Below are 17,224 nucleotides of genomic sequence, written 5' to 3'. Positions count from 1 at the left end.
GGACGTTAACCCAGCGCGGCCGCCATCTGCTCCCGCGGCGCCGGCCGGCCTGTGAATTGTTCGACCTGACTGAACGCCTGGTGCAGCAGCATCTGCACACCGCTGATCACCTCGCCACCGGCCTCGCCCACGGCGGCGGCCAGCGGGGTGGGCCACGGGTCGTAGATGGCGTCGAGCAGCACCGGGACACCGGCGAACACGTCCGCGTGAGCGGCCGCGGCCTCGGCGGGGATCGTGCTGACCAGGACATCGGCGGTGGCCACGACCTCGGGCAGACGCGGATCGCCCAGGGCGCAGAACGCGGTGGTGACGTCGATGGCCGGACCGAGATTCACCAACCGGGCCGCCTTGTCGTGGCTGCGGGCGACCACGGTGATCTCGATCGCCCCGATATCGGCCAGCGCGACGACGGCCGCGGGTGCGGTGCCCCCCGACCCCAGCACGATCGCATGGCGCAGGTGCCGCACGTGCGCCAGCGCGCCGGCGACCCCGTCGATATCGGTGTTGTCGGCGCGCCAGCCGCGCTCGGTGCGGACGAGGGTGTTGGCCGAGCCGACCAGTTCGGCGCGCTCGGTGCGCTCGTCGGCGAACTGCAGCGCGGCGAACTTGCCCGGCATGGTGACTGAGACGCCGACCCACTCCGGGCCCAATCCCCTTACCAGCGAAGGTAATTCGTCGGCAGTGCACTCGATGCGGTCATAGGTCCAGTCGGTGAGGCCCAGTGCACGGTAGGCGGCCAGGTGCAGCAGCGGCGATTTGGAATGTGCGACCGGTGAACCGAGAACGGCCGCCTTACGCGCAGCCACTAGCGTGCCGAGTCGAGCACGCCGTTGCGCTTGGCCAGTTCGATGTTCGCCAGGTGCTGCTGGTAGTCGCGGGTGAACAGGGTAGTGCCGTCTTTGTCCACGGTCACGAAGTACAACCAGTCCCCCGGTTCGGGCCGCTCGGCCGCTGCCAGTGCCTCGTCACCGGGTGAGCAGATCGGCGTCGCGGGCAACCCCTCCATTGCGTAGGTGTTCCACGGCGTCACCTGGGCCCGGTCGGCGTCGGTGGTGGCGACTTCCTGGCGATCCAGGGCGTAGTTGACCGTCGAATCGAATTCCAGCTTCTGCGGCACCGCCAGCCGGTTATAGATCACCCGTGCGACCTTTGCGAAGTCGTGCGGCTTGGCCTCGCGCTGAACCAGCGATCCGACGACCAGGATCTGGTACGGCGACATATTCATCGCTGTCGCGGTGTCCAGCAGGCCGCCGGCGACGTAGTGGTCGACGCTCTGGCCGACCAGCTTGGCCAGGATCTCCTGCGGCGTTGCCGACGGGTCGACGTTCCAGGTGCCCGGGGCGACCAGCCCTTCCAGGCGGCGATGGTTCTTGCCGAGCGAGGTCACCGGTTGCGTCGCCCATTGCGGGACGTTCAGCTGCTCGGGCGGTGCCTGCTCAGCCGCCTTGCGCAGATCCTCGGCCGCCACGCATTTCTGGCCGCCGTTCATCGGCACGCACGTGGCCTTCGAGATCAAGGCGAAGATGCCGTCGGTCACCCTGCCCGTGCCGACCTCGGCGACGTCGTCGAGCTGACGGCCCTCGGGGATGACCAGCTTGCCCACCCGGTTGTGCGGGTCGGCCAGGCGCTGCACGGCCGCCGACGCCGCCATCTCGGTGCGCACCGAGTAGAACCCCGGCTGGATGGCCGCGATCGCGGCGTTGTCCTTCGCCGCGTCGACGAATCCCTTGACGTTGGAGACGACGTTCTTGTCGCGCAGTGTCTGCCCGATCTGGGTGGTGGAGTCGCCCTCGTGGACCTGGATCACCACGTCGTCCTTGCCCTCGCCGGCATACTCTCCGGAGCTGCCACTGAACAGCTTGCCGCCCAGGTACACGGCGGCCACCACCACGATGATCAGCAGCGACACCGCAGCGGCGCCGATCATCCTGCGGCGGTTACGGTTTCGCCGCGCCCGAACCCGTTCGAGGCGACTCATCTTTCGCCTCGGCGGACCGACCGCCACCGGGCCCGAGCGGTCGTCGTAATCGTCACGCATCGCCGCTCCCGGTGCCGGCCGCAGCATTGCGGCGCTGATCGAGCCAACCTTGCAGAATCCCGACCGCGGCAGCCTGGTCGATCACTGAGCGCGCAGCCTTGGCGCGCACGCCTGCCTCGCGCAGCGACCGCTGCGCCACCACCGTCGTCAACCTTTCATCGGCCAACCGCACCGGCACCGGGGCGATCCGCCCGGCGAGCGCGTCGGCCACGTCGACCGCGTCCTGTGCCGACGTCCCGGCGCGGTCGGCGAGCGTGCGCGGCAACCCGACGATCACTTCGACGATGTCGAGCTCGGAGACCAGCGCGGTCAGCCGGCGCAGATGCTTGCCGGTGCGCTCGCGCCGCACTGTTTCCACCGGGGTCGCCAAGATTCCGTCGGGGTCGCTGACCGCCACCCCGATCCGCACAGTTCCCACGTCTATGCCGAGCCGACGGCCCCGCCCGGGATCATCTGCGCCGGGCCGGTCGGGCACACGGTTCTGTGCGGAGAGCACGGAGGCTAGCTCCGCGCGATCTCTGCGCGAACCGCCCCCAGTGCCGCATCGATTCCGGCCGCGTTCTTACCGGACCCCTGAGCCAGGTCGGCCTTGCCGCCGCCCCGCCCGTCGACGGCCGAGGCGATCTGCTTGATCAGTTCGTTGGCGCTGAAGCCGGCGTCCTGCGCGGCCGGATTGGTAGCGACCACGAACGGCACGCTGCCGTCGTCACCTTCGGAGATGAGCACCACGACTCCGGGCTCGGAACCGAGCTTGCCGCGGATGTCGCCGACCAGGGAGCGCAGATCACCGGCGGTCATCCCGGCTGACATCCGTTGCGCCACAAGACGAACCTTACCCACCTGCTCGGCGCCGGCGGCGGCGTTCGCCCCGGCCGCCTTCGCGGTGGCCAGTCGGATCCTGTCGAGTTCCTTCTCGGCGGACTTGAGCTTCTCGACGAGGGTCGCGACGCGGGCCGGCACCTCTTCGGACGGCACCTTCAGCGACGAGGCGAGCCCGGCCATCAGCGCACGTTCCTTGGCCAGGTGGCGGAACGAATCCAGACCGACGTAGGCCTCGACGCGGCGTACTCCAGAACCGACCGACGACTCACCCAGGATGGTGACCGGTCCGATCTGGGCCGAGTTGTGCACGTGCGTGCCGCCGCACAGTTCCAGCGAGAACGGGCCGCCGATCTCGACGACGCGGACCTCGTCGGGATAGGACTCGCCGAACATCGCCATGGCGCCCATGGCCTTGGCCTTCTCCAGCTTCTCGTTGAAGGTGTGCACCTCGAAGTCGGCCTGCACCGCCTCGTTGGTGACTTCCTCGACCTGAGCGCGCTGCTCGTCACTCAAGGCGCCCTGGTAGTTGAAGTCGAACCGCAGGTACCCCGGACGATTCAGCGATCCAGCCTGAACGGCATTGGGCCCCAACACTTGTCGTAGGGCTGCGTGCACCATGTGGGTGCCGGAATGGCCCTGGGTGGCGCCGTGACGCCAGTCCGGGTCGACGGCCGCGGTGACGGTGTCGCCCTCGACGAACTCGCCGGACTCGACGTTGACCCGGTGCACCCACAGCGTCTTGGCGATCTTCTGCACGTCGGTGACGGCGGCCTTGGCCGCGCCGCTGCCGCCGGTGCCGCTGATCCAGCCGGCGTCGGCAATCTGCCCGCCGGATTCGGCGTACAGCGGGGTGCGGTCGAGCACGATTTCGATGCGCTCGGCAGCCTGCTCGCGACCACCATGCGCCACCACCGGCACCCGCTTACCGTCGACGAAGATGCCGAGAATCCGCGCTTCGGAGGTGAGCTCGTCGAACCCGGTGAACTCCGTCGGCCCGGCGTCGACCAGCTCCCGGAATGCGGACAGGTCGGCATGGGCGTGCTTGCGGGCGGCGGCGTCGGCCTTGGCACGGCGGCGCTGCTCGGCCATCAGCTCACGGAAGCCGAGCTCGTCGACGCTCAGGCCGGCCTCGGCGGCCATCTCCAGGGTCAGCTCGATCGGGAAGCCGTAGGTGTCGTGCAGGGTGAAGGCCTCCGAACCGCCCAGCACGGTCTTGCCGGTGGCCTTGGTCGCGGCGGCGGCTTCCTCGAACAGCTTGGAACCCGAGGCCAGCGTCCGGTTGAACGCCGTCTCCTCGGCCACCGCGATGCGCTGGATGCGATCGAAGTCGGTGACCAGTTCCGGATACGACGGCCCCATCGCGTCGCGCACGGTGACCATCAGCTCGGCCATGATCGGCTGCTCGACACCCAGCAGCTTGGCCGCCCGGATGATGCGGCGCAGCAACCGGCGCAGCACGTAGCCGCGGCCCTCGTTGCCGGGCGTGACGCCGTCGCCGATGATGATCGCCGCGGTGCGGCTGTGGTCGGCGATGACGCGGTAGCGGACGTCGTCGGAGTGGCTGCCCTGGCCATAACCGCGTGGCGCGTGGGCCTCCACGTTGTCGATGACGGGCCGCAGCAGATCGGTCTCGTAGACGTTGTCGACGTTCTGCAGCAGGCAGGCGATGCGCTCCACACCCATGCCGGTGTCAATGTTCTTGCGCGGCAACGGGCCCAGGATCTCGAAGTCGTCCTTGCTGGTGCCTTCGCCGCGCTCGTTCTGCATGAACACGAGATTCCAGATCTCGATGTAGCGGTTCTCGTCGGCTTCCGGGCCGCCCTCCACGCCGTACTCCGGGCCGCGGTCGTAGTAGATCTCCGAGCACGGACCGCACGGCCCGGGGATGCCCATCGACCAGTAGTTGTCGGCCATCCCGCGGCGCTGGATGCGCTCGATCGGCAGTCCGGCGACCTCCTGCCACAGCTGCACGGCCTCGTCGTCGTCGTAGAAGACCGTCGCCCACAGCCGCTGCGGGTCGAAACCGTAGCCGCCGTCGTCGACCGATGTGGTCAGCAACGACCACGCCAGCTCGATGGCCCGGCGCTTGAAGTAGTCACCGAACGAGAAGTTGCCCGCCATCTGGAAGAAGGTGTTGTGGCGGGTGGTGATGCCGACCTCGTCGATGTCGGGGGTGCGGATGCATTTCTGGATGCTGGTGGCCGTCGCGTACGGCGGCGTGCGCTGCCCGAGGAAGAACGGCACGAACTGCACCATGCCGGCATTGACGAATAGCAGGTTCGGGTCGTCGAGGATCACCGAGGCACTCGGCACCTCGGTGTGACCTGCCTTCACGAAATGATCCAGGAACCGCTTCCTGATCTCGTGTGTCTGCACTGGCTTTCCTCGCGTTCGGGTCTGACGCTTCGACCGCACCACATTACCGGTCGTCTACCTCGGGCTACCCGCGCACGAAGCTCAGCCGAACCGATCGGCGCGGGTTGTCCCGATTCAGGTCCACCAGCACCACGCTCTGCCAGGTGCCCAGCAGTGGACTGCCGTCGCCGACCGGCAGCGTCACCGACGGCGAGACGATGGCCGGTAGCACGTGATCGGCTCCGTGGCCGGGCGAGCCGTGCGAGTGCCGGTACCCGTCGTCACGCGGCAACAGCCGCTCGAGGGTGTCGACCAAATCGTCGTCGGAACCGGCCCCGGTCTCGATGATCGCGACGCCGGCGGTGGCATGTGGGACGAACACGTTGCACAGCCCGTCACCGCGACCGCGGCAGAACGACCGCACCTCGCCGGTGAGGTCGACGATCCGACGCCGTGAGCTGTCGACGTCGAGCACAGCGGTGTCCACAATTCCCAGCCTACGGGCCATGAATCGAAGTGGTCACCGAAGTGGAATCGCTACGCTGCGCCGATGGACCAGTTTCGCAACGGCGAGCTCGTGTTCGACGTCATCGACGCAGGACCCACTGACGGACCGGTCGTCGTGTTGCTCCATGGGTTTCCGGAGCAGAACACGATGTGGCAGTCGATCATCCCCGCGTTGACCGCGAAGGGTTACCGCTGCCTGGCCCCGCGGCAACGCGGGTATTCGCCCGGTGCCCGCCCGCGGCGTCGTCGGGACTATCGCGGCGACCTCCTCGCCGGTGATGTGCGGGCACTCATCGACGCCGCCGGTGCGCAGCGGGTGCATTTGGTGGGCCATGACTGGGGCGCCAACGTAGCGTGGCGGATGGCTCAGCGGTTCCCTGACCGTCTGCTAAGCGTGACGCCGATGTCGGTGCCTCACCCGTGGGCGTTCCTCAAATCGATGCTCACCAGCCGCCAGGGACTGGCGTCCTGGTACATCTATTTCTTCCAGCTGCCCTGGCTACCGGAGTGGTACCTGCGGCGGGGACGGGGAGAATTCACGCTGTCGGGATTCCTCTCGTCGCGATCACAGCACGCGCCACAGCTGGTGGAAGCCGAGGCAGCGGCGATGACGGAACCGGGTGCGTTGACTGCGGCGCTCAACTGGTACCGGGCAATACCGCTGGCCCGCATGGGCGACAACCGGATCAAAGTCACCGTGCCGACGATGTTCCTGTGGAGTGACGGCGACGTCGCATTGCTCGAAAAGGGCGCGAGGAACTGCGGCAACTACGTTGCCGCCGAGTACCGCTTCGAGGTCTTCGAGGGTGTCTCGCACTGGATCCTCGACGAGGCGCCGGATCGAGTGGCCGAGCTCTTGCTCGACTGGTTCGCCGCGCATGCCGTGGGGCCGGCCCGTTAGACCAGTGGGCCGCACCGAACGTCAAACCGGTCGCGCACGGTGTCAAGAGTGTGGCGTAGGTGCTCACGCCCGCGTCGGTGCGTCAGCGCGAACTGGGCAGTCCCCGCGAGTTGCCGCGGCGCCGGAAACCAGCGATTGAAGTCGAGCCCGCAGTCGGAGAACACCTTGAGCGGCACCGCGTCCAAGATGAGGCTGAGGTTGTACTGGGCGAGCGAGAACACGGTATAGGCAAACGCGGCATTCGATTTGTGCCGTAGGTCCATCGCGTCGAGTTCGTACAGGGGAACGCCCCTGATCTTGTCCAGCATCAGCAGATGGGTCATGAAGTAGCCCATGAACGACATCAACTGGAGGGTCATCGACCGCGGTTCGATCGACAGCACCGACCCGCCGCGCGACACGTAGGGCACGTAAGGGCGGTCGACTGCCTTGGTGAAATATCCCGTGCAATTGACGATCCAGCTGCCCGGCTCGATCGCCTTGGTGGAGCCGCTGCGGAATACCAAATCCGTTGCCCCGTTGCGGTCCACGACATCCACCAGATGATCCATGATCACATCGTTCAAGCCCGCGGCGATCGCATTGTTCTCGGAGTTGGACAACACGCCGAGAAGGAAATTGCCGGCCTGGGGTGTCACCCACGTGCCGTAGGTGGGGCGGAACCAATCCGCGACGGCCGATTCGTTGGTGCCGTCGAACCGGCGGGTCACTTCCGTGGCGAGAGCCGTGAAAGACTTGCCCTGCCACCAGCGCCGGACCCCGGTCGGGAAGAACCGGTCCCGGTTGATGAAGTACGTTCCGGAGCCCGCCACAAGGTTCACCTCCCGACCGGGATATTCGGTGATCAACGTGTGAGCGGTGTCCATCGCGGTCTTACCGCCTCCGATGATCCACACCGGGGCTCCGCTACTCCTCATCTCATCGCTGCGCATATCGCAGAAGTCGGGAGACACCGACAAGATCCGGTGGCTCGAGACCTCGAGTGGCTCGTTGGGCTTGACTTGGAAGCCGATCGCATTGATCAGCTGGTCGGCCTCGATGACCATGCGCTGGCCGCCCGAAGAGTGACAGTCGATCCGCACCGTCCCGTCGATTTCATCGTGCGATTCGACCTCCCAGCCGAAGAACTCCTCGACGCGGATGCGCTGCCGGATCACGTCGAGGCAGTACTGGAAGTGATCGAGCACCTCGGTCTTCGTCGCCAGGTAGGAGGGATCCTGACCGAGCGTCCATCCGATGTTCCCCGCGGTGAACATCGGATGCGGCTGGTGCAGGCGCACATATGGATAGGTGTCGATCCACATGCCGCCGACACGTTCCCGCCGGTCCACCAGGATGACTCGCTCACCGCGAGACAGGTAGCGGCTGGCGACGAAAAGTGCGTTGAGTCCGGTGAGGCCCGCGCCGACGATGCAGACTTCACAGTGCTCCGTCCTGGCTTCGCGCGGGGTGCTAGCAGATGAACTGACGACAGACATCGATCTCTCCTCCCGGCACGCCGCGATCCACCCCGCGCGGTGCATGTCAGCCAAGTCTGCGGCGCTGCTACGGGCCGCAGTAGCGTAGTGGTCTACTCAACTTCTTTCCGGCCGGACACCGAGCGCTGCGGGCCGCCCAAGCCGCGGGTCGCAGCATTGAAATATCTGCTCGACGATTGCCCCGGCGGCGCTGGCGGAGGAAGGTGAGGAGTGCCGGTGGCGCCACCGGGGCGCTGCCCCGAGTCGAAGGGGGTGGACCGTGCACGCACGCTCTACCACGTTTGTCGCGCGCCCCGAGTGCATCGACGCCGGGATTGCCATGTTCCGTGACGAGGTGATGCCGACGCTGCAGGGCATGACCGGATGCGTCGGCATGTCACTTCTGGCGGACCGCGAGTCGGGCCGCTGCATCGCCACCACGGCCTGGGAGGACATGGCGGCCATGCAATCCAGCGCGGACCAGGTGCGCCCACTGCGCGCCCGCGCGGCAAAGGCGTTCAGCGCCACCACATCGGTGGACGAATGGCAGATCGCGGCGCTGCACCGCGATCACCGATCGTCGGACGGTGCCTGCGTACGGGCCACCTGGCTCAAGGTCAGGCCCGACCAGTTCGACCGGGCACTCGAGTTCTACAAGACGACGGTGCTGCCGGAGATCGAGCAGCTCGACGGGTTCTGCAGTAGCAGCCTGATGAGCGATCGGGGCACCGGCCGGGCGGTGGTCTCGACGACCTACGACAGCCAGGACGCGATGGAGCGCAGCCGCGATGCGGCCCGGTCATTGCGGACCGCGCTGCTCCGCGATCTGGGCGCCGATCAGCTCGACGTCGGTGAATTCGAATTGACGCTCGCACACCTGCGGGTGCCCGAAATGGCTTGAGACACAAGGACAAGGACCAAAGTCTCTCCCCCGTGGCCGGCACCGGGACTACGGTCTCGGGCATGGGCAAGCAGAGGCCGGCACTGGCCGCCGGGATGGCGGCGGCGGGAATCGCCGGGGTGTATCGGTGGGGTGTGCGACCGAAGCTGTACACCTGGGGTGCCACCGCCGAGGAGATCGCCGCCGAACTGCCCGGCGACGCGTTGGTGGAACCGGGCGCGCCGCGCACCACCCGCGGAATCACCATCGACGCCCCGGTCGAGCAGGTATGGCCGTGGCTGGCTCAGATCGGCGAGGACCGCGGCGGTTTCTACAGTTACGACTTCCTCGAGCGGATGGTCGGTGCACGGATGCACAACGCCGATGTCATTCACCCGGAATGGCAGGAGCTCCAGGCCGGCGACACCGTCTGGCTGGCCCGCCGCTACGGTCAGCGGGCCCGGCAGCTCGTCGCCGAGGTGGTGCCCAAGTCGCATCTGGTGCTGATGTCCGACCACGACTACGAGCGGGTGCAGCGCGGCGAGAAGGCCTTTGGATCGTGGGCCTTCTATCTGCGGCCGCAGCAGGGCCGGACTCGGCTGCTGGCCCGCGGCACCGGCGGCGCGGTCGGGATCACCAGCTTCGACATCGTGCACTTCGTGATGGAACGCGGGATGCTGCGCGGTCTGCGCACCCGGGCGCAAGCCAGCCCTACGCCGGTACCGCTTCCACGACACTGATCGGGGCCGCGGTCTGCACCACGCCGGTCATCCGGAAGCCGGCCTTGGCCAGCAGCGCCCGGTATTGCTCGGCGGTGCGTTCCCGGCCGCCGGCGACCACCAGCATCTCGAGGTCGACCCATTTGCCGACGAAGTCGCCGTCGTGATCCGGGATGACGAACTCGAGCAGCAGCAACGTGGCGCCAGGTTTGATCGCCGCCCGCACATTGCGCAGGATCGAAAGCGCCTGCTCCTCAGCCCAATCGTGGATGATGTTCTTCATCACGTAGGCGTCGCCGCCGCCGGGCACGTTCTCGAAGAACGAGCCGCCCTGCACGGTTACCCGCTCGCTGAGCCCGAACTCCGCGAGCAGCTTCGGCGCATCGGCGACGACATCCGGCATGTCGTAGAGAACCCCGCGCGCCGTAGGCGCGGAATCCAGTATCGCCGCCAGCAGCCGGCCGTGGCCGCCACCCACGTCGACGATCGTCGGGTAGCGGCTGAAGTCGTACCCGGCCACCACGGGCTGCATCGCCATCTCCGAGATACTCGTCATCGCGTCGTTGAACAACCCCGCGAACTCCGGGTCGTCACCCAGGTATTCGAAGAACTCTTTCCCGCGCAACGACTCGACGACCGGCTTGCCGGTCTTGACCGCGTCGAGCAGGTGAGTCCAGTGCTCACGCTGCTGGCGGGATCCGTAGAACAATCCCGCCGCGCGCATCGATGTCTCCGAGTCCGAGCGCAGCGTGTCGGCAAGCGCGTTCAGCCCATAGCGGCCGTCGCGGTGCCGCCGGAACACGCCACGGCTGACCAGTGCCCGCATCAGCCGGTCCACCGCGTCGGAATTCGCATCGACACGCTTGGCGAGCTCGGTTGCCGGTAGCGGCCCCTCGGCCAGGGCGTCGGCGATGCCCAGGGCGGCCGCGGCCTGGATAGCCTGTGACACCCACGTTCCCAGCATCAGTTCCAGCATTTCGGCCGGTGGCGGAACCATCCGTCGACTCAGTCGCGACAGTTCGGACCGGACCCGCTCGACGACCCGCACGACTCGTGCCGGTGGGACCTTGGGCTTCGTTGGCATGGGTCAGTTTCCCCTCGAGGTGATGTCAGCGCTTGCGCCGGATGATCGCCCGCAGCTTGTCCAGCCGGCTTGCGATCTCCCGCTCGGCGCCATGGTTCGTCGGCTGATAGTAGTCGACGCCTGTGACCTCATCGGGTGGATACTGTTGCGGCACAACACCGTCGGGGTCGTCGTGCGGATACCGGTAGCCGACGGCGTTGCCCAGTTTGGCCGCACCCGCGTAGTGCCCGTCGCGCAGATGGGCCGGGACCAAACCGGCCTTGCCCGCCCGGATGTCGTTCATCGCGGCACCGAGCGCGGTCGTCACGGCATTGGATTTCGGCGCGGTGGCCAGGTGGACGGTCGCGTGCGCAAGCGTCAGCTGCGCCTCGGGCATGCCGATCAGCTGCACAGTCTGGGCGGCGGCGACCGCGGTCAGCAGCGCAGTCGGGTCGGCCATCCCGATGTCCTCGCTGGCCAGGATCATCAGCCGGCGGGCCACGAAGCGGGGATCCTCCCCCGCGGTCAGCATCCGGGCCAGATAGTGCAGTGCGGCGTCGACGTCCGACCCGCGGATCGACTTGATGAACGCGCTGATGACGTCGTAGTGCTGATCGCCGTCGCGGTCGTAGCGCACGGCCGCCTTGTCCAGCGACTGCTCGACGGTGTCGACGGTGATGGATTGCCCGGCTGCCGCCGCTGTTTCAGACGCGACCTCCAACGCGGTCAGCGCGCGGCGGGCGTCACCTGCGGACAGCTGTACCACCAGGTCGACGGCGTCGTCGTCGACGGTCACGGCACCGCCAAGCCCGCGCGGGTCCTCGATCGCACGTAGCACGACGGTGCGGATGTTGTCGGCGGTCAGCGGCTGCAGCTGCAGGATCAGCGAACGGGACAGCAGCGGCGCGACCACCGAGAACGACGGGTTCTCGGTGGTGGCGGCCACCAGCAGCACGATGCGGTTCTCCACCGCGGCCAACAGCGCGTCCTGCTGGGTCTTGGAGAACCGGTGCACCTCGTCGATGAACAACACGGTCTGCTCGCCGTAGGCCGCCGCACGCCGGGCGTTGTCGATGACCGCGCGCACTTCCTTGACGCCGGCACTCAGCGCCGAGAGCGCCTCGAACCGGCGGCCGGTGGCCTGGGACACCAGCGATGCGAGCGTCGTCTTGCCGGTACCGGGCGGCCCGTAGAGGATGACCGATGCCGCACCCGAGCCCTCGACGAGCCTGCGCAGCGGCGAGCCCTGCCGCAGCAGGTTCTCCTGGCCGACGACTTCGTCCAGGCTGGCCGGGCGCATCCGGACCGCTAGCGGGGCCGACGCCGGCGCAGCCGAACCGGCCCGGCCGTCGTCGCCACCGGGCACGTCGAACAGGCTGTCGGACACGCCCTCAGACTTACCACGTTCGTAATGTGGTCGTCGTGACTGCGCGCGGCTGGATCCTGTTCGCCGCGATGAGTGTCATCTGGGGCATCCCGTATCTGTTGATCAAGGTGGCGGTCGACGAGGTGTCGGTGCCGGTGCTGGTGTTCACCCGCTCGGCGGTCGGCGCGCTGCTGCTGCTGCCGCTGGCGTTGTCGCGCGAGGCCCGCATGCTGCTGCGCCGGCACTGGAAAGCGGTGGCGGGTTTCGCGTTCTTCGAGATGATCGCCGCCTGGCTGCTGCTCTCCGACGCCGAGCGGCATCTGACGAGCTCGCTGACCGGGCTGCTGATCGCCGCCGCACCGATCATCGCCGCGGTGCTCGACCGGTTGACCGGCGGTGAGCGGCTCGGCCCGCTGCGGATGTCCGGTCTCGGCGTCGGGCTGGCCGGGGTCGCGGTGCTGGCCGGGCCGGGTCTGTCCGCCGGTGGGGCCTGGCCGGTGATCGAGGTGCTGCTGACGGCGACGTGTTATGCCATCGCACCGCTGATCGCCGCGCGCTATCTGGCCGATGTGCCCGGCCCGGCGTTGACGTCGGCCTGCCTGGGGCTGGCGGCGCTGGTGTATCTCGCTCCCGCTGCCATCACCTGGCCGCGCCAGGCGCTGACCCCGCACGCGTACGCCGCCATCGCGGCGCTGGCGGGGATTTGTACGGCGCTGGCGTTCGTGGTGTTCTTCGCCTTGATCCGTGAGGTCGGGGCCACGCGCGCACTGCTGTTCACCTACGTCAATCCGGCGGTTGCACTGATCGCCGGCGTGGCGCTGTTGAGCGAGCCGCTGACCTGGTTCCACATCGCCGGGCTGGTGCTGATCCTGACCGGATCGGTGCTGGCGAGCCGGGTCGGTCCAGGCGGGGTCGAATCAGAACACGTCGCCGACGAGTAATCGGCAGGCGACGTCGACGTCGGCCAGTGCGTCCTCGGGGCGCAGCGCGCCGCCGACCGTCCACGTCAGGATGCCGAAGGCGGCCTGCTGCACCAGCCGGGATCGGCGCAGTTGTTCGTCGGTCGGGTTGTCGACACCGGCGATCTTCAGGATCAGCTCGCGCAGAGTGGGGTCGTCGGGCGCATCGGCCTGCGCGCGGACGATTTGGGTGGACGTGATCATCGCGTGGGCAAGATGCTTGTGACGCAACAAGTTTCGACAGGCGGCGACCATCAGGTTGGCAATGTCGTCGGCCGCGTCACCGCTCGGCGGCGGCGGCCGGAACCGGGACACCTGCTCGTCGAGCACCGCGGCGAACACATGGTGTTTGGAGGGGTAATAGCGGTAGAGAGTGCGCAGCGCGACCCCGGCGTCGGCGGCGATCTCCTGCGCCTGGATCCGGTCGATCTCCTTGGCCGAGCCGAGGCGCGCGGCGGCGGACAGGATGGCGCCACGGCGATTCTCCTGGTCATCGGTCGCCGGGCGGGCCGGCGCCCTGGGCTCTGAAATCCGCGGCACGCCTCTCAGTATCGGGTATGGGCCTACTCGCCGCGCAGCAGTACCGATCAGCGAGACCCCCGCCGCCGCCTGGTCCGGCACGGGTGACGATCTACGGGTGTCGTATGCGAAGTACGGTCCGTGGGCGCTGATCGCCGGTGGATCCGAAGGCGTGGGTGCTGAATTCGCGCGGTTGTTGGCCCAGTCGGGCGTCAATCTCGTTCTGGTGGCCCGAAAGCCGGAACCGCTCGAGGTCACGGCCTCGGCGTGCCGGCAGCTCGGAGTCGAAGTACGCACTGTGGCAACCGATCTCGTCTCACCTGCCGCGGTCGCTGAAGTGACCGCGACGACCGACGGGCTCGAGGTCGGATTGTTCATCTACAACGCCGGCGCGAACACGTGCAGCGCGGAGTTCCTGGACGCCGAGCTTACCGACTTCCAGCGGGTGATCGACCTCAACATCACGACGATGATGGCGCTCACCCAGCATTACGGCCGGCTGATGCGCGAACGAAAGCGCGGCGGCATCCTGCTGGTCGGGTCGATGTCGGGGTATCTGGGATCGGTGCGTCACACGGTCTACGGCGGGGTGAAAGCCTATGGCCGCATCTTCGCCGAGGGACTGTGGCTGGAGTTGCGCGACCACGGCGTCGATGTGCTGGAGCTGGTGCTCGGGGTGACGCGCACGCCGTCGATGGAGCGGGTGGGCCTGAACTTCGACGTTCCCGGGATGCGGGTGGCCGACCCGGCGGACGTCGCGCGCGAGGGACTGGATCAGCTGCCCAACGGGCCGGTATTCATCGCCGGCGGGAACGCCGAAGATGTTGCGCGACGCAATGATCCGGATCGGACGAAAGTGGTCGCCGGGGCGCACCGGATGATGCAGAAGCTGATGGGGTTGAGCTAGACACCGAAGCCCCTGGGGTCAGCCAGCCGGTGAGCCCGATGACCTCGTCTGCGATGTCGGGAACAGCACGACCGTCGGTGGCGATGCGTTGTGTCCCGCTCGCGACACCGGCTTCGAGTCGGACACCCATCGCGACACTTGATGCGAGGTGTTGATCAAGAGTCGAACCGATCTCCCACCGCGTGAGACGTTCTCGCGCCGTGGCGTCGGTGCACGTGAGCATGACCGGCACAACCCTCGGGGTATCACCCATCGCAGCGGCCATCCGGTCAATCACGTCGGGGAGCACGCTCACAGTGTTGACATAGATCATTCGGCGATAGCCAGGCCATATCGGGAAAATCGCCATCGATAAGGCAATGCATCACCGCCGCGGCACTCAACCTGGCATGCACCTCGTACCCAACAGTGGTCTTGGCAGCGCCAGATCGGCCGCCAATGAACATCGCTTCACTGACCATTCGTGAAAATCTGAACGCTTCCCTGCCGTCGTGGCGAAGACTTTTCGTCCACAAAATCCTCGCCATCCAACGAATGGTTGTGAGAGCGGTTTTTGTCGGTCGGTCGCACTAGTGTTCGAAGCATGAGTTCGATCGAGGTGATGCGGGAGGCGCTCGGTCGATACCTGGAATCCTTGGCCGCCATCGATCTCGATGAGCTATCCCCAGCTGACCGATTTGTGGTGCTCGATGAGTGGGAAACCGCGCGGCGCCATCAGATCGCGGCCTCTTATGCGCTGATCGCTCGGCTGGAGCAGGTCGAGGGCTGCCCACCAGTGCCGATCACGCTGGGTGATGTCCTGCGGATCAGCCCACGCGAGGCCAAGCGACGGATCGGTGACGCCGAACAACTCGCACCCCGCCGAGCGTTGACCGGAGAGCCGCTGCCGCCGCAGCTGCCGGAAACGTCGAAGGCCTGGAACACAGGACAACTCGATGCCGAACACCTGCGGGTGATCCAGAAGTTCTTCCGCGACTTACCTGACCACGTCGCGCCGGCCGAGCTGGAGAAGGCCGAGCGCACTCTGGCTGAGCATGCGGTCAAACTGCGGCCCGACCAGCTGGAGAAGATCGCACACCAGCTGTGCCTGTACCTCAACCCCGACGGGAGGTTCTCCGACGAAGACCGGGCTCGCAAGCGCGGGTTCGTCTGGTGCGGCGGCCAACAGGTCGACGGCATGAGTGTGGGCCGACTGATCGCCGACCCCGAACTACGGTCGGAGCTAGACGCCTGGTTCGCCAAATTCGCTGCCCCGGGCATGTGCAACCCCGCCGACCAAAGCCCCACCACGACACCCACAGACGAGATCGCCGACCGCGACCTCCGCAGCCACGGCCAGCGTCAGCACGACGCACTCAAAGCCCTGGTCCGCGGACAACTCGGCGATCCGAAACTCGGCCAGCACAACGGCTTACCGGTCACCGTCATCGTGTCCGCGACTCTCCAGGACATCCAGAACAAGACCGGCCACGCCGTGACCGCCAGCGGTACGCTGCTGCCCATCCCGGACGTCATCCGGATGGCCACCCACGCCTACCACTACCTCGCCCTCTTCGACGGAGTCGACGGGCAGCCATTGTGGCTGGGCCGCACCAAACGCATCGCGTCGCCAGACCAGCGAATCATGCTGCACAGTAAGGAACGTGGCTGCACACGCCCAGGGTGCGACAAACCGGGATACCTGACCGAGGTCCACCACGTCGACGAATGGGCAGACGGCGGCCTGACCAACATCAACAAGCTCACCCTGGCGTGTCGACCCGATCACCGGTTACTCGAACAAGGCTGGAAAACCCGAAAACTCGCCAACGGCGACACCGAATGGATCCCACCGCCGCAACTGCCACTGGTCGCCGGTACCAACGACTTCCACCACCCCGAGCGACTGCTGGGCAACAAGGACGGCGTGGCTTAGTTGTTCGCGCCCGCCAGCGCCCGGGCGATCCGGGCCGCCGACGCGGAGACCAGCGGCTGACAGCGCTGTGCCAGCACCCGGTCTGAGGTGACGATGCCGATCGCCGCACGCGATCCGATCGTCGCCGCCACCGACACCATCGGACCGGTGTAGTCCCCGTGACGCACCACCACGCGCCGGCGCATCTTGTGCAACTCGCCCCACCACGCCGCGTCGGGCTCCCAGCCCCGCACATGGTTCAGCTCGGCCACCACATCCTCCGGCGACAGCCCCGCCAGCGCCGCGACGCCGAGCGCCACCCGGTGCGCCGGGATGCGCACGCCGACCGACGTCGGCACCTGGCGTGCCGACGGCCCGCCCAGCTTGTCCAGGTGAACGATCTCGCCGCGATCCAGCAAGCCCAGGTGCACCACCGCACCGGTCCGCAGCTGAATCTCATGCAGCACCGGCGCCGCCACCGACCGCAACCGCACGTCGGCGCTGTCCCCCGCGCCCCACGCCGAGGTGCGCGCGCCCAGCCGGTAACCCCGGCCCGAGTGAGTCAGCCATTGCAGGCGCACCAGCTGGTCGAGGATGCGGTGCGTCGTCGAGCGCGGCAGGTGTGCCCGCGCGGCGATCTGGTCCAGCGTGAGGCCCGCCGACGTGTCCTCAAAGGCATCAATGATCGCCGTGAACCGGTCCAGCATCGATGCGGGAGCCGTGTCACTCAAAGCCGCGGTCATCAGCACTCCTGTCCGCTTGAGGAGAATTCGTTCTACCGCACCGTAGCGGTCCCGATCACCGGGACGCAAGCATTTGGCCCCCCGCGCGCCGGTT

16 protein-coding genes are annotated in these 17,224 nt (G+C 67.4%); 6 read left to right on the top strand and 10 right to left on the bottom strand.

Annotated features, from left to right (window positions below; all coding sequences use genetic code 11):
* Positions 1-5: 5 nt before the first annotated feature.
* From HPC46_RS14250 to HPC46_RS14230, 5 genes are all read right to left on the bottom strand, one after another.
* Positions 6-806, bottom strand: a complete 801-nt coding sequence (locus HPC46_RS14250) for a shikimate dehydrogenase (protein ID WP_179470843.1) — start codon at positions 804-806, stop codon at positions 6-8.
* A complete protein-coding gene (locus HPC46_RS34980) occupies positions 806-2,038 on the bottom strand; it encodes an endolytic transglycosylase MltG (protein ID WP_179470841.1) in 1,233 nt (410 codons plus the stop codon). Before HPC46_RS34980 ends, HPC46_RS14250 begins: the two co-directional genes overlap by 1 nt.
* Positions 2,031-2,534 (bottom strand): Holliday junction resolvase RuvX, encoded by a 504-nt coding sequence (ruvX, locus tag HPC46_RS14240; RefSeq protein WP_179470839.1) that lies wholly within the window; start codon positions 2,532-2,534, stop codon positions 2,031-2,033. The genes HPC46_RS34980 and ruvX overlap by 8 nt, the downstream gene beginning before the upstream one ends.
* A 5-nt stretch (positions 2,535-2,539) precedes the next feature.
* On the bottom strand, positions 2,540-5,236 hold the full coding sequence (alaS, locus tag HPC46_RS14235) for an alanine--tRNA ligase (protein WP_179470837.1): 2,697 nt from the start codon (positions 5,234-5,236) through the stop codon (positions 2,540-2,542).
* Positions 5,237-5,300: 64 nt separating this feature from the next.
* On the bottom strand, positions 5,301-5,702 hold the full coding sequence (locus tag HPC46_RS14230; protein WP_179470835.1) for a secondary thiamine-phosphate synthase enzyme YjbQ: 402 nt from the start codon (positions 5,700-5,702) through the stop codon (positions 5,301-5,303).
* Between the two features lie 63 nt (positions 5,703-5,765).
* On the opposite strand from HPC46_RS14230, the gene HPC46_RS14225 reads away from it, so the two are divergent.
* On the top strand, positions 5,766-6,623 hold the full coding sequence (locus HPC46_RS14225) for an alpha/beta fold hydrolase (protein ID WP_179470833.1): 858 nt from the start codon (positions 5,766-5,768) through the stop codon (positions 6,621-6,623).
* Here the strand turns inward: HPC46_RS14225 and HPC46_RS14220 are convergent.
* Positions 6,620-8,101 carry an FAD-dependent oxidoreductase gene (locus HPC46_RS14220; protein WP_179470831.1) on the bottom strand — a complete coding sequence of 494 codons (1,482 nt, stop codon included), beginning with the start codon at positions 8,099-8,101 and terminating at the stop codon, positions 6,620-6,622. The two genes, HPC46_RS14225 and HPC46_RS14220, sit on opposite strands and share 4 nt — an antisense overlap.
* A 259-nt stretch (positions 8,102-8,360) precedes the next feature.
* Between HPC46_RS14220 and HPC46_RS14215 the strand changes: the two genes are divergently transcribed.
* On the top strand, positions 8,361-8,981 hold the full coding sequence (locus HPC46_RS14215) for an antibiotic biosynthesis monooxygenase (RefSeq protein WP_179470829.1): 621 nt from the start codon (positions 8,361-8,363) through the stop codon (positions 8,979-8,981).
* Between the two features lie 62 nt (positions 8,982-9,043).
* Positions 9,044-9,700 (top strand): hypothetical protein, encoded by a 657-nt coding sequence (locus HPC46_RS14210; protein WP_179470827.1) that lies wholly within the window; start codon positions 9,044-9,046, stop codon positions 9,698-9,700.
* On the opposite strand, the gene HPC46_RS14205 is transcribed toward HPC46_RS14210, so the two are convergent.
* Positions 9,672-10,763, bottom strand: coding sequence for a methyltransferase (locus tag HPC46_RS14205; protein ID WP_179470825.1), 1,092 nt, complete (start codon positions 10,761-10,763; stop codon positions 9,672-9,674). The two genes, HPC46_RS14210 and HPC46_RS14205, sit on opposite strands and share 29 nt — an antisense overlap.
* A 25-nt stretch (positions 10,764-10,788) precedes the next feature.
* Positions 10,789-12,129 (bottom strand): replication-associated recombination protein A, encoded by a 1,341-nt coding sequence (locus HPC46_RS14200; RefSeq protein ID WP_179470823.1) that lies wholly within the window; start codon positions 12,127-12,129, stop codon positions 10,789-10,791.
* Between the two features lie 35 nt (positions 12,130-12,164).
* On the opposite strand from HPC46_RS14200, the gene HPC46_RS14195 reads away from it, so the two are divergent.
* Positions 12,165-13,049, top strand: a complete 885-nt coding sequence (locus HPC46_RS14195; RefSeq protein ID WP_179470821.1) for a DMT family transporter — start codon at positions 12,165-12,167, stop codon at positions 13,047-13,049.
* Here the strand turns inward: HPC46_RS14195 and HPC46_RS14190 are convergent.
* A complete protein-coding gene (locus tag HPC46_RS14190) occupies positions 13,026-13,607 on the bottom strand; it encodes a TetR/AcrR family transcriptional regulator (RefSeq protein ID WP_325096665.1) in 582 nt (193 codons plus the stop codon). The two genes, HPC46_RS14195 and HPC46_RS14190, sit on opposite strands and share 24 nt — an antisense overlap.
* A 97-nt stretch (positions 13,608-13,704) precedes the next feature.
* Here HPC46_RS14190 and HPC46_RS14185 point away from each other — a divergent pair, with 97 nt between their 5' ends.
* On the top strand, positions 13,705-14,493 hold the full coding sequence (locus tag HPC46_RS14185) for an SDR family NAD(P)-dependent oxidoreductase (protein ID WP_179470819.1): 789 nt from the start codon (positions 13,705-13,707) through the stop codon (positions 14,491-14,493).
* Between the two features lie 583 nt (positions 14,494-15,076).
* Positions 15,077-16,408, top strand: coding sequence for an HNH endonuclease signature motif containing protein (locus tag HPC46_RS14180; protein WP_179470817.1), 1,332 nt, complete (start codon positions 15,077-15,079; stop codon positions 16,406-16,408).
* Here the strand turns inward: HPC46_RS14180 and HPC46_RS14175 are convergent.
* Entirely contained in the window at positions 16,405-17,130 is a 726-nt protein-coding gene (locus HPC46_RS14175) for an IclR family transcriptional regulator (RefSeq protein WP_179470815.1), read from the bottom strand. The two genes, HPC46_RS14180 and HPC46_RS14175, sit on opposite strands and share 4 nt — an antisense overlap.
* Between the last annotated feature and the right edge of the window lie 94 nt (positions 17,131-17,224).

This window comes from Mycolicibacterium vinylchloridicum, assembly GCF_013404075.1.
GTDB lineage: Bacteria > Actinomycetota > Actinomycetes > Mycobacteriales > Mycobacteriaceae > Mycobacterium > Mycobacterium vinylchloridicum.
Note: the sequence above shows the minus strand (reverse complement) of the source record. Positions and strands in the feature narration are given on the sequence as shown.

Excerpts from the sequence above, each read along its gene's own strand:
- HPC46_RS14180 (WP_179470817.1), top strand. The coding sequence starts at position 15,077 with ATGAGTTCGATCGAGGTGATGCGGGAGGCGCTCGGTCGATACCTGGAA.
- HPC46_RS14220 (WP_179470831.1), bottom strand. The coding sequence starts at position 8,101 with ATGTCTGTCGTCAGTTCATCTGCTAGCACCCCGCGCGAAGCCAGGACG.
- HPC46_RS14210 (WP_179470827.1), top strand. The coding sequence starts at position 9,044 with ATGGGCAAGCAGAGGCCGGCACTGGCCGCCGGGATGGCGGCGGCGGGA.
- HPC46_RS14175 (WP_179470815.1), bottom strand. The coding sequence starts at position 17,130 with ATGACCGCGGCTTTGAGTGACACGGCTCCCGCATCGATGCTGGACCGG.
- HPC46_RS34980 (WP_179470841.1), bottom strand. The coding sequence starts at position 2,038 with ATGCGTGACGATTACGACGACCGCTCGGGCCCGGTGGCGGTCGGTCCG.
- HPC46_RS14205 (WP_179470825.1), bottom strand. The coding sequence starts at position 10,763 with ATGCCAACGAAGCCCAAGGTCCCACCGGCACGAGTCGTGCGGGTCGTC.
- HPC46_RS14225 (WP_179470833.1), top strand. The coding sequence starts at position 5,766 with ATGGACCAGTTTCGCAACGGCGAGCTCGTGTTCGACGTCATCGACGCA.